10 protein-coding genes are annotated in these 11,217 nt (G+C 70.1%); 3 read left to right on the forward strand and 7 right to left on the reverse strand.

What is annotated here, in order from left to right:
• Positions 1-23: 23 nt before the first annotated feature.
• Both CYL12_RS09685 and serS read right to left on the reverse strand, forming a co-directional pair.
• A complete protein-coding gene (locus CYL12_RS09685; protein WP_101847422.1) occupies positions 24-845 on the reverse strand; it encodes an HAD family hydrolase in 822 nt (273 codons plus the stop codon).
• On the reverse strand, positions 842-2,146 hold the full coding sequence (gene serS / locus CYL12_RS09690; protein ID WP_101847423.1) for a serine--tRNA ligase: 1,305 nt from the start codon (positions 2,144-2,146) through the stop codon (positions 842-844). Before serS ends, CYL12_RS09685 begins: the two co-directional genes overlap by 4 nt.
• A gap of 57 nt (positions 2,147-2,203) precedes the next feature.
• Here serS and CYL12_RS09695 point away from each other — a divergent pair, with 57 nt between their 5' ends.
• Complete coding sequence (locus tag CYL12_RS09695) at positions 2,204-3,202, forward strand: diacylglycerol/lipid kinase family protein (protein ID WP_101847424.1); 999 nt, start codon at positions 2,204-2,206, stop codon at positions 3,200-3,202.
• A 15-nt stretch (positions 3,203-3,217) separates the two neighbouring features.
• Here the strand turns inward: CYL12_RS09695 and CYL12_RS09700 are convergent, their stop codons facing one another.
• The 3 genes from CYL12_RS09700 to CYL12_RS17305 form a co-directional block, all read right to left on the reverse strand.
• A complete protein-coding gene (locus tag CYL12_RS09700; protein ID WP_101847425.1) occupies positions 3,218-3,964 on the reverse strand; it encodes a hypothetical protein in 747 nt (248 codons plus the stop codon).
• Between the two features lie 57 nt (positions 3,965-4,021).
• On the reverse strand, positions 4,022-5,482 hold the full coding sequence (cls, locus tag CYL12_RS09705; RefSeq protein WP_101847426.1) for a cardiolipin synthase: 1,461 nt from the start codon (positions 5,480-5,482) through the stop codon (positions 4,022-4,024).
• An 86-nt stretch (positions 5,483-5,568) separates the two neighbouring features.
• The gene (locus CYL12_RS17305; RefSeq protein WP_167627854.1) at positions 5,569-5,742 is read right to left on the reverse strand and encodes a hypothetical protein; all 174 of its coding nucleotides are present in this window, start codon (positions 5,740-5,742) and stop codon (positions 5,569-5,571) included.
• A 112-nt stretch (positions 5,743-5,854) separates the two neighbouring features.
• On the opposite strand from CYL12_RS17305, the gene CYL12_RS09710 reads away from it, so the two are divergent.
• Positions 5,855-6,967 (forward strand): DUF4192 domain-containing protein, encoded by a 1,113-nt coding sequence (locus CYL12_RS09710; protein WP_101847427.1) that lies wholly within the window; start codon positions 5,855-5,857, stop codon positions 6,965-6,967.
• Between the two features lie 11 nt (positions 6,968-6,978).
• On the opposite strand, the gene lysS is transcribed toward CYL12_RS09710, so the two are convergent.
• Positions 6,979-8,511: a lysine--tRNA ligase gene (lysS, locus tag CYL12_RS09715; protein WP_101847428.1), complete on the reverse strand. Its 1,533-nt coding sequence runs from the start codon at positions 8,509-8,511 to the stop codon at positions 6,979-6,981.
• 121 nt (positions 8,512-8,632) lie between these two features.
• Here lysS and CYL12_RS09720 point away from each other — a divergent pair, with 121 nt between their 5' ends.
• Positions 8,633-10,498 carry a DUF2207 domain-containing protein gene (locus CYL12_RS09720; RefSeq protein WP_101847429.1) on the forward strand — a complete coding sequence of 622 codons (1,866 nt, stop codon included), beginning with the start codon at positions 8,633-8,635 and terminating at the stop codon, positions 10,496-10,498.
• A 26-nt stretch (positions 10,499-10,524) separates the two neighbouring features.
• Here CYL12_RS09720 and CYL12_RS09725 read toward each other — a convergent pair whose 3' ends face one another.
• A complete protein-coding gene (locus CYL12_RS09725) occupies positions 10,525-11,217 on the reverse strand; it encodes a DUF2520 domain-containing protein (protein ID WP_101847430.1) in 693 nt (230 codons plus the stop codon).

The following is an 11,217-nucleotide window of genomic DNA, read 5'->3' on the forward strand; positions in this document are numbered from 1 at the left end:
CCAGGCGCGAGTCTAGCCGAGTTCTATTCTCCCGCGTCGACCTGGGCAGGCGCTGGAAGCGTGTCCAGGGCGTCCGCGAGGCCTCCCTGCTCGACGTCCGCGGTGATCTCGCCCGCGGCGCCCTTCACCTCGGCGGGGGCTTGACCCATGGCCACGGCGCGACCGCCGCCGCGCTGCGCCCAGCCGAACATCCCGATGTCGTTGCGCCCGTCGCCCGCCACGAGGACCCGCGCGGCGTCAAGGCCGAGTTCGTCGCGAACCCGCTCCAGCGCCGTGCCCTTGTCCACACCCTGCGGGGCGATATCCAGCCAGGCTGTCCAGCCGATCGCGTAGGACACCTCGTTGAGGCCCGCGTCGGCGACAAGCCGGTGGAAGTCGTCCTCATCGTGACCGGGTGAGACGACGACGATGCGGGAGACGGGGAGGGCACCGAGCTCGTCGAAGTCGACCTGGCGCCCTCCGTCGAGCGTCCAGTCGTCGAGCTGCTCCGTGAACAGGCGCTGTCCGGAACCGAGCTCCACCATGTACCGCGCGTCCGGAAGCCGATCCCGGAGGAGAGCCAGCACGGGTGTCGGGTCGAACGTCTCGACGTGCCAGCGCTCCCAGGCGTCGCCGTCGCGACGCATGGTCACGGCGCCGTTGGAGCACACCACGTACTCGGCGGTCAGCCCGAGCTCCTCCACATAGCGGCGGGTCGCCATCCAGCTGCGGCCGGTCGCGATGGTGACCATGTGGCCCGCATCCCGGACCCGAGCGATGGCCTCCGGCACACGGGGGCTCATCGTCTCGTCCTGCAGGAGGATGGTCCCGTCGACGTCGAGGCCGACCAGCCAGGGCGCCGTCATCGGGCCGTCTGCTCGTCGGCGAGCGGGCGGATCACCTCGAGCCCGCCGAGGTAGGGCCGCAGGACCTCGGGGACCCGTACCGAGCCGTCTGCCTGCTGATGCGTCTCGAGCAGGGCGACGATCCAGCGCGTGGTCGCGAGCGTGCCGTTGAGCGTCGCGACGTGCTGTGTCTTCGGCGCGGTGCCGCCCTCCTCCGCCGCGGGGCGGTACCGGACGTCCAGCCGACGGGCCTGATAGGTCGTGCAGTTCGAGGTCGAGGTGAGCTCCCGGAACGCGCCCTGGGTGGGCACCCATGCCTCGATGTCGTACTTGCGGGCTGCGCTCGACCCCAGGTCTCCTGCGGCGACGTCGATCACCCGGTAGGCGAGTCCGAGCGAGGTCAGCATCTCCTCCTGCAGCGCGACGAGCCGCAGGTGCTCCGCCTCGGCGTCCTCGGCCGTGGTGTAGACGAACATCTCCAGCTTGTTGAACTGGTGCACGCGGATGATGCCCCGGGTGTCCTTGCCGTGCGAACCCGCCTCGCGGCGGTAGCAGGTGGACCAGCCGGCGTAGCGGAGGGCACCGCTCGCGAGGTCGACGATCTCGTCCTTGTGGTACCCGGCGAGGGCGACCTCGCTGGTGCCGACCAGGTACAGATCGTCATCCTTGTCGAGGTGGTAGACCTCGTCGGCGTGCTCGCCGAGGAAGCCGGTTCCCTGCATGATCTCGGGGCGCACGAGGGTCGGCGTGATCAGGGGCACGAAGCCGTTCTGGAGCGCCTTGTCGAGGGCGAGGTTCATGAGCGCGATCTCGAGGCGGGCGCCGATCCCGCGCAGGAAGTAGAAACGCGCTCCGGAGACCTTGGCCCCGCGCTCCATATCGATCGCGCCGAGCAGCTCTCCGAGCTCCAGGTGGTCGCGCGGCTCGAAGTCGAACGCCGGGACGTCGCCCACGCGGCGCAGCTCCACGAAGTCGGCCTCACCACCGGCAGGGACACCGTCGATGACGACGTTCTCGATCCGGGCGAGCGCGACGGCCGCGGCCTCGGCCGCCTCGTTCGCCGCCTGCTGGGCCTGCTTGACGCGGTCGGCGAGGTCCTTGGCCTGCGCGACCAGAGCCGCCTTCTCCTCCTTGGGCGCCTTCGCGACCTGCTTGCCGAACGCATTCTGCTCCGCACGCAGCTCCTCGAATGCGGCGAGCGCAGAGCGGCGCGATCGGTCGGCCTCGAGTGCGACGTCGACGGTGCTCTGGTCGTTGCCACGGGCAGCCTGCGAACGGCGGACGATCTCCGGGTTATCGCGGAGGAGTGCGAGGTCGATCATTCCGCAAGTCTACGAGGTGCACGGGAAGGGGCCGGGCGGGCGGTCTAGAGTAGCGCCATGACCACGAGTCCTCCCGTCCTGAAGCAGGCGGCGCTCGTGTACAACCCTGTGAAAGTCGACGGGAAGCGTCTGCGTGCACAGGTCCGCGACCTCTCCCGCGGGGCGGGGTGGGATCACCCCGCCTTCTACCCGACGACCGTGCAGGATGCCGGGCAGGGAGCGACGGCGGAGGCCCTCGCGCGCGGTGTGGACGTGGTGCTCGTGGCCGGCGGCGACGGGACGGTTCGGGCTGTCGCCGAGGCCATCGCCAACACGGGCGTTCCCCTGGCGATTCTGCCGAGCGGCACCGGGAACCTCCTCGCGCGGAACCTCGGCCTCCCCCTGGCCGACCCAGCGGAGATGATCCGCGCGGCCCTCGGCGAGTTCCGCCATCCGATCGACATCGGCTGGGCGCGCATGACGAGAGAGGACGGCAGCGAGGAGGAGCACGCCTTCGTCGTGCTCGCCGGCATCGGCCTCGATGCCGACATGATCGCCAACACCCGTGCCGACCTGAAGAGGTCCGTCGGCTGGATCGCGTACGTCGACGGCGCTGCCCGTTCCCTCCCCCGCGCCAAGCCCTTCCGCGCGGTCTACCAGATCGGCACGGGACGCCTGCACTCCACGAAGGTGCACAGCATCCTGTTCGCGAACTGCGGGACGCTCCCCGCAGGCATCTCCCTGATCCCGGATGCCTCGATCACCGACGCCACCCTCGATGTCGCCGTGATCCAGCCGACAGGAGTCCTGGGCTGGCTCGGCGTCTGGCGGAAGATCTGGTGGGACAACTCCGTGCTCCGCCGCTTCCGCGCCGGACGGTTCGTGCTCGAGCGCCGCAGCACGGACGCATCGGTCCACTACTTCCGCGGAGCCCGTGCCGAAGCGGCCGCCCCGGCGCCCACGCCCATCGAGCTCGACGGAGACGAGTTCGGTGAGGCCGTGCACGTCACGTGCCGCGCCGACCCGGCCGCACTGCTGCTCGCCCTGCCCACCGGGCACCCGGTGCACATCCTCTGAGACGGGGCTGACCGGTCAGCGCACCTCGACCGTACCGTCGAGACCTCCGCCGACGAGGGTCAGCTCGAAGGGCCCGTCGTCGTCGACGTCATCCTCGGGGACCTCCACCACCGTCGCGCGGGGCGCCATGTCCATCGTGCACACCTGGTTCTCATCGGTCACGAAGGTGACCGTGCCCGCGCTGCCATCCGCCTCGACGGATTCGACGACGGGCGCGCAGCTGGAGGAACCCCAGGTCAGGAGCACCAGCCCGCCATCGTCGAACCAGGCGGCCGACGGCTGATACTCGGTCGCCGAGCCCGGCGTGGCGGTGGCGCCCGGGTCGGCGTCGACGTCGATCTCGTCGAGCAGGTCGCCGTAGGTGACCACGAGCGTGATGTCCTTGGTCGGATCGACACCCTTGGGCAGGGCCCCGATGCTCGCCCGCGGAGCGAGGTCCGCCGTGCAGGCCCGTTCGGTCGCCCCGTCGCCTTCCGGCTCCACGAGCGTCACCGACACCCGCTGCCCCTCGGCGGAGACCGCATCGACCTGCGGCAGGCAGGTCGACGATCCCCAGCTCACCACGGCGAACATCCGTCCGTCGTCGAGAAGCGCTCCCTCCATGTCGTCCTGATCGTCGCCGCTCCCGGCGGTTCCCGGACCGCTCGACGGGTCCGACGTCGCGTGTGGGGCGGCATCGCCGGGGCCCACCGTGCAGCCGGCGAGGACGAGGGCCGCGGCAAGCGCGGAGGACACGGCGAGCACGAGCCTGCGGGGAGTCATGCCCTCAGGGTAACGGCGCGCACTTCGTCCCGAAACGGGGGTTGACGGATCGGGCGATCACTGCAGCGCGGAGGTGAGCCGCGCGAGGTTGTCGAGCACGGTGGACCGCAACGGCTGCTGCAGCCATTCCTCGAGCGTCAGCTCGCGGCTCAAGGACCGGTACTTGTCCTCGACCTCGCGCATCTCGGCCACGAACTCCTCGCCGCGGACGAGCATCGAGACCTCGAGGTTCAGGCCGAAGGAGCGCATGTCCATGTTGCTGGATCCGATGACGGCCACCTCGTCGTCGATCGTCAGGCTCTTCGTGTGCAGGATGTAGGGCTTCCGGTACATCCAGATGCGCACACCCGCCCGAAGCAGTGCCTCGTAGTAGCTGCGCTGGGCGTGGTAGACCATCGCCTGGTCGCCTTCTTCCGAGACGAACAGCTGCACCTCGACGCCGCGGTCGACTGCCGCGGTGACGGCCAGGAGCAGGGCTTCGTCCGGCACGAAATAGGGGCTGACGATCATGATCTGCTTCTTGGCCGCGTACAGGAGGGCGAGGAAGAGCCGCAGGTTGTTCTCGACCTCGAACCCCGGCCCGGACGGCACTACCTGGCAGTCGAGGTCACCGGAGCCGATGTTGGCGTGCGAGATGTCGATCTCCTCGAGCACCTCGTCCGTCTCGCTGTACCAGTCGCTGAGGAAGATCGCGTTGACGCTCAGGACCACGGGCCCGTCCAACCGCACCATCAGGTCGACCCAGTGCAGACCGCGGCGGATGTTCTTCCGCAGGTTGTAGGTGGAGTCGGTGATGTTCTGCGAGCCGAGGAAGGCGATGTTGCCGTCCACGACGAGGAGCTTGCGGTGGTTGCGGAGATCCGGGCGCTGCATCTTGCCCTTGAGCGGCTGGACGGGCAGCATCAGGTGCCACTCCGCACCCATCTTGTTGAGACGGGCGATGGTCTGTCGATAGCGCGGCTTGCCCCGGTTCGCCCAGTGGTCCAGCAGCACGCGCACCGAGACGCCGCGCGCCGCCACCTCTTCGAGGGCGCGGAAGAAGTTGTCCGTCGACTCGTCGGATTGCAGGATGTAGAACTCGACGTGGACGTAATCCTGCGCGGTGCGGATGGCTTCCGCCATCTCGTCGAGCGATTCCTGGTAATCCGAGATCAGGTGCGCGCCGTTGTCGCCCGAGAGGGGCAGGGCGCCCAGACGCTGGTTCATCTGCACGATCGGCCCGAACCAGGCGGGGGCGTTCGGTCGCAGCGTCCCGAAGTGCAGATGCTCGCTGGTCTCCGCGATGTACTCGTTGATCTGCTCCTGCTTGCGGCGTCGAGCGCGCGGCAACCGCGGATTGCCGATCAGGAGGAACAGGAAGACGCCGACGACCGGGATGAAGAACACGGCCAGGAGCCAGGCCATCGCCGCCGTGGGACGGCGGTTGCGCGGGATGACGATGATGGCGGTGATGCGGATGATGATGTCGAGCACCAGGATGAAGGCGGCGACCCACCATCCCCACGACTCCGCGGTCATCACGCCCCCTCACCCACACCAGGGATCGTCACCCTGGGGCGCGCCGGGCCCGGCGCGTTCGCTTCACAGTAGCGGATGGGTCGGACTCAGGCCCGCGGCGGCAGGCCGCGCGCGGCACGCTCTTCGGCCTCGATCTGCGCGTGGACCTTCCGCTCGGTGCGATCGAACCGGAGGATGCCGCGGAGAACCACGAAGAAGACGATGCTGACTCCGACGGTCGGCAGGAGCGACCATGCCGCGGCGAGCCAGAAGTTGTCCATATCTCCATCGTACGCGAGCGACTCTTCGTGCACAGGTGCCGGTTCTCAGGATTCTCGTCCACAAGGCGCCGCGAACGGTCCGCCGGCGCCCGGAGAGCGCCAACCTCTCCTCATGACAACCGTGCTCCGCGCCTCCGGCTCCGCCCAGTTCCTCAGCATCGTGCCCGCCCTCGCCGGCTTCACGCCGCGGGAGAGCATCGCTCTCCTCCCGTTCCACGGCATCCGCTGCGACGGGGCGATGCGTCTCGATCTCCCGGACGCCGCCATCCCCGTTCTGCACTACGCCGCCGCGGCCGTCGACCTTGTCGCCCGTGTCCCGGGCACCGACGCGGTGGCCGTGGTCGTCTACACCGACGAATCGCCGCAGCACACACCCGACGGCCTCGTGCTCCCCCAGGCTGTCGCGGTCGACACGCTCCTCGGCTGCGCCGAGGAGGCGGGCCTGCGGGTGATCGAAGCGTTGTGCGTGACGGCAGAGGGATGGAGCCACTATGGCGATGCGGAACCGGAGCTGCACCCGCTGTCGGACATCACCCCGCCGCCTGCTGCGTCGGCGCTCGGTGACGTCTCCGGCGACCAGTTCTCCGGCGCCGAGCTCCCCCCTGTCCCCGCGGGGGAGGCGCAGCAGGTCGAGCGCGTGCTGCGGGGCCTCGACGGCGTGCTCGGCCCGAAACGCCAGCGCTCTACGCGTTCCGACGAGCCGCAGGTCCTCGCCGCGTGCGTCCTCCTCGATGACATTCCCGCGTTCCTCGAATCGGTCCTCGCCGACCCCGATGCGCTGCCGCCCCTGGCCACGGCGGCGCTCGTGTGGTGTCTAGGGCGCCCCCCGGTTCGAGACACCGCCATCGCGCAGTGGGCCACCGACCATCGCCACGGCATCCGAACCATGGAGGCGCAGCTCGCCTTCGCCGCCGCGGGATCGCCGGTGCCTGACGACATCGGCCGGGTTTTCCTCGGCTGCGGGCCCGCCCCGGACGGGGATCGGCTCCGCGCAGCGCTCCGCGTCGTCCGCCACGCCACCGCACGGGCGCCGAGAAAGGCCCGACCAGGGCCGCTCACGGTCGCTGCCTGGCTCTCCTGGGCGCTCGGACGCGCCACCCACGCCGGTCGCTACCTCGACATGGCACGCGAGATCGACCCGGCGTACAGCCTCGCCCTCCTGCTCGACACCATGATCTCCGGCGCCGTCCTGCCGGAGTGGGCGTTCCGCGGGAGGAGAGAGTGAGCGCTCCGGATCTACTTCACCAGCGGGAAGAGGATGGTCTCGCGGATGCCGAGGCCCGTGATCGCCATCAGCAGGCGGTCGATCCCCATTCCCATTCCCCCGGACGGCGGCATGCCGTGCTCGAGGGCGCGCAGGAACTCCTCGTCGATCGGCATCGCCTCGACGTCGCCGCGCGCAGCAAGCTTCGCCTGCTCGACGAATCGCTCGCGCTGGATGACCGGATCGACGAGCTCGGAGTAGCCGGTCGCCAGCTCGAAGCCGCGGATGTAGAGGTCCCACTTCTCCACGACGCCCTCGACGGAGCGGTGCTCTCGCACGAGCGGGGAGGTGTCGACGGGGAAGTCCATGACGAACGTCGGACGGACGAGGTCACCCTTCACGAAGTGCTCCCAGAGCTCTTCGACGAGCTTCCCGTGCGTGGCCTGCGGCGGCACGTCGACGCCATTCGCCTCGGCGAAGGCGATCAGGTCCTCAACGGCGTCCGTCGGCGTCACGGTGCGACCGGAGGCGGCCGACAGCGACTCGTACATCGAGATGCGGTCCCACTCGCCGCCCAGGTCGTACTCGGTGCCGTCGGCCCACGTGACGGTGGTCGACCCTGCCACGGCGATGGCTGCCTGCTGCACGAGCTCCTGCGTCAGCGCCGCCATCTGGTTGTAGTCGCCGTAGGCCTGATAGGCCTCGAGCATCGCGAACTCGGGGCTGTGCGTCGAGTCGGCGCCCTCATTGCGGAAGTTCCGGTTGATCTCGAAGACGCGCTCGATGCCGCCGACGACGGCGCGCTTCAGGTACAGCTCCGGCGCGATGCGGAGGTAGAGCTCAGTGTCGAAGGCATTGGAGTGGGTGATGAAGGGACGGGCGGACGCGCCACCGTGCTGCACCTGCAGCATGGGCGTCTCCACCTCGAGGTACCCGTGCGCGGCGAACGTCGACCGCAGGCTGGCATTCACGGCTGCACGGGCACGCACGGTCGTGCGCGCCTGCTCCCGCACGATGAGGTCGAGGTAGCGGCTGCGCACGCGGCCCTCTTCGCTGAGCTCGGCGTACGCGTTGGGAAGCGGCAAAATCGCCTTCGACGCGATGGCCCAGTCGTCCGCCATGATCGACAGTTCGCCGCGACGGCTGGAGATGACCTCGCCGTGCACGAAGACGTGGTCGCCGAGGTCGACGTACTCCTTCCACTCGGCGAGCGACTCCTCACCGACGTTGGCCAGAGAGATCATCGCCTGGATGCGGGTTCCGTCGCCGGCCTGCAGTGTGGCGAAGCAGAGTTTCCCGGTGTTGCGGCTGAACACCACGCGCCCCGCGACGCCGACGATGACGCCGGTCTCGGCGCCGGGCTCGAGGTCGCCGTACTCGGCACGCAGCGACGGGATCGTGTGCGTGACCGGCACGCCGACCGGGAAGGCGCCGCCACCGGCGTCCGTCCGCTTCTCGATGAGACGCTCGCGCTTCGCGAGGCGCACGGCCTTCTGCTCGTGGATGTCCTCTTCGGGGGAAGGGGCGGCCGAGGCCGCTTCGGGCGCGGCGGACGCGTCAGTCATGTGCGGGGCTCCTTGGAAGTCGCACCCAGTTTACCGAGATGGGGCGACGGCCTCCGGCCGGAAGGCGACGGGAAGGCCTCTGCCGTTCTCGCCTCCCGGCAGGCCTGGGTAGCCTCGAAGCATGGCACCCACCCGGATCGTCCGCGCGAGCGCCGTTCTCGCCCTCGCCTTCGTCGCCGTTCTCGCGCCGGACGGTGCCATGGCCACGGACCATCCGGCAGCGAGGACCGCCGGGTCGACGAACGAGTCCGCCGCCGATGTCGACGACTTCTCGTATGCCGCCTGGGACGCCGTGTACGACGTCGGCCTCGACGACGACGGCCGGGCGCACATGCTCGTGACGGAGACTCTCGTCGCGCGGTTCCCCGACGCCGACCAGAACCGAGGCATCGTGCGGGGCCTGGCGACGACGTACAAGGGCGCCGGGGTCGACACGCGTGTGCTCGGCGTCACGGACGAGGACGGCGCAGCGGTCCCGTACGAAACCGACGAGGACGACGGAACGCTCTTCATCCTCACGGGAGACGACGACTTCGTCCACGGCCTCACCACCTACGTCATCGAGTACGAGATGCGCGACATCATCGTGGGCAGTGCTCCGGAGGCGTCAGGTTCGCGTTCCGCCGACGAGTTCTACTGGGATCTGCTGCCGCTCGACAGCACGCAACCGATCGATGCGTTCCGCGCCGACATCCGCTTCGATGCGGCCCTCAGCGCTCATCTCACCGGTGCGACGAAGTGCTACCTCGGCCCCTCCGGATCCACCGAACCCTGTGATCTCGAAGGACCGGTCGAGGAGGGAGACGGGACCGTCTTCCGCGTCGAGGCGGCAGCACTCCCCGCCGGCGACGGCGTGACGGTAGCCGTCGGCTTCGACGCGGGGACCGTCGCCCAGCCCGCCGCGCGAACGCCCGACCCCGTCGCCGACCTCGGCCCCGTCATCGCTGCCGTCGGCAGTGTCGGCTTGTCCGCGGCCGGGTGGGCCGCGGCGGTGGCCGCCGGCCGGCGTCGACGCCGCGCCACCGGCATCATCGTGGCGCAGTACGACGTCCCCGACGACCAGCCGCCGCTGCTCGCGGCCGCGCTCATCCCGGGAGCGAAGAACGTCGTCCCCGCGGAGATCGTCCACCTCGCCGTCCGTGGCGCGCTGCGGATCGAAGAAGGCCCCTCGGAGGAGGCGCCACGGCTGCGCCGGCGTCCGCACAGCACGGCGCCGAGCCCGCTCGACGAGGCGGCACTCGACGCGCTCTTCGCCCGGGCAGATGCGGACGGCGTCGTGGACCTGCCGACCGAGAGCGAGGCCTTCGCCGGGCGGATGACGGCGCTGACGACGAAGGGGCAGGAGGAAGCTGCGCGGCGCGGCTTCACGACGAAGGTCCGCAGCCGTGCGGCGATGATCCTGCAGGCAGTCGCGATCGGCGTCGCCCTGGTCGGTCTCGTCGTCGCCATCGTCGCTGTGGCATCCGGGCGGTTGTCCGCCGGCCCGGCGCTCCTGGCGATCTCCGTCGGGGCGCTGCTCGTCGCGGCCTCGAGCTTCTTCACGTTCTCGCGGCACACCGTGCTCACGCCGGCCGGCGCCCTGGCGTACGAACATCTGCAGGGGGTGCGGGAGTTCATCCGCGTCGCCGAGGAGGACCGTTTGAGGATGCTGCAGTCCTACACCGGCGCAGAACGACGCACCGACGACGGGGCGGACGTCATCCACGTCTACGAGCGTCTCCTCCCCTACGCGATGCTGTTCGGCATGGAGGACGAATGGGGTCGGGTCCTCGAGAACGCCTACAGCCGGGAGGCTCACGGACCGACCTGGATCGGCGACCCCACCTCCTTCGCCCTCCGCACCTCACTCGTCGCTTTCGTGAGCTCATCCACAGCGGCCGCAACATACTCCGCCCCCTCCACCGGCACGTCGTCCAGCACGGGCGGCTCGTTCGGCGGAGGGTTCTCCGGCGGCGGAGGCGGCGGCGGTTTCTCCGGCGGGCGGTGAACCGGATCAGGGCGTGAGGTGCGTGTTCAGACCAGCGGAGGCGGGTCCGAGGCGTCTCGCAACGCCCGCTCGACGGTCGACTGCACGAGCGCGGAGAGGAAGCCGCCCGGATTCTCGACGCCGATCTCGCGGAGCCGCGAGGTCGACTGCCCGATGATCGAGCGGGAGAATTCCGTGGCGGTGGCGATCGCATCGGCGTAGGCGGCGCGGTCGGCCTCGGCGATGACGACGGGTTCGCAGCCCATCTCCACGGCCAACGCCTGCGCGATCGGCAGCACGGCGGCGGGCGCGGTGACCGCGGCGAACCCCGCCTGGAGTTGCCGGAGGTCTATCGAGGTGCCGGTGAACGTGATGGCCGGGTGCACCGCCAAGGGGATGGCGCCGCGCTCGGCCGCCGGACGCAGGACTTCGATCCCCTGACCCGGGTCGGTGTGCAGGACGAGCTGCCCGATCTGCCACCCGCCCAGCTCGGCGATGCCGGAGACGAGGGACGGGAGCTCATCGGACGGGACGGCGAGGATCACCAGTTCGGCGCGCCGCACGACCTCCTGGGTGTCCAGCACCGGGACACCGGGGAGCACCGCGGAGGCGCGCTCGTCGTCTGATCCGCTCGTGATCCCGACGACCGCGTGCCCGGCCCCGGCCAGCGCTGCACCGATGACCGGGCCGACGCGCCCGGCCCCGACGACACCGACGCCGAGACGGCCGTCGCGCACCAC

It is taken from the genome of Zhihengliuella sp. ISTPL4 (assembly GCF_002848265.1).
In the GTDB taxonomy this organism is placed as follows: Bacteria; Actinomycetota; Actinomycetes; order Actinomycetales; family Microbacteriaceae; genus Microbacterium.

Excerpts from the sequence above, each read along its gene's own strand:
- CYL12_RS09710 (WP_101847427.1), top strand. The coding sequence starts at position 5,855 with ATGACAACCGTGCTCCGCGCCTCCGGCTCCGCCCAGTTCCTCAGCATC.
- CYL12_RS09720 (WP_101847429.1), top strand. The coding sequence starts at position 8,633 with ATGGCACCCACCCGGATCGTCCGCGCGAGCGCCGTTCTCGCCCTCGCC.
- CYL12_RS17305 (WP_167627854.1), bottom strand. The coding sequence starts at position 5,742 with ATGGACAACTTCTGGCTCGCCGCGGCATGGTCGCTCCTGCCGACCGTC.
- cls (WP_101847426.1), bottom strand. The coding sequence starts at position 5,482 with ATGACCGCGGAGTCGTGGGGATGGTGGGTCGCCGCCTTCATCCTGGTG.
- CYL12_RS09700 (WP_101847425.1), bottom strand. The coding sequence starts at position 3,964 with ATGACTCCCCGCAGGCTCGTGCTCGCCGTGTCCTCCGCGCTTGCCGCG.
- CYL12_RS09685 (WP_101847422.1), bottom strand. The coding sequence starts at position 845 with ATGACGGCGCCCTGGCTGGTCGGCCTCGACGTCGACGGGACCATCCTC.
- CYL12_RS09695 (WP_101847424.1), top strand. The coding sequence starts at position 2,204 with ATGACCACGAGTCCTCCCGTCCTGAAGCAGGCGGCGCTCGTGTACAAC.
- serS (WP_101847423.1), bottom strand. The coding sequence starts at position 2,146 with ATGATCGACCTCGCACTCCTCCGCGATAACCCGGAGATCGTCCGCCGT.
- lysS (WP_101847428.1), bottom strand. The coding sequence starts at position 8,511 with ATGACTGACGCGTCCGCCGCGCCCGAAGCGGCCTCGGCCGCCCCTTCC.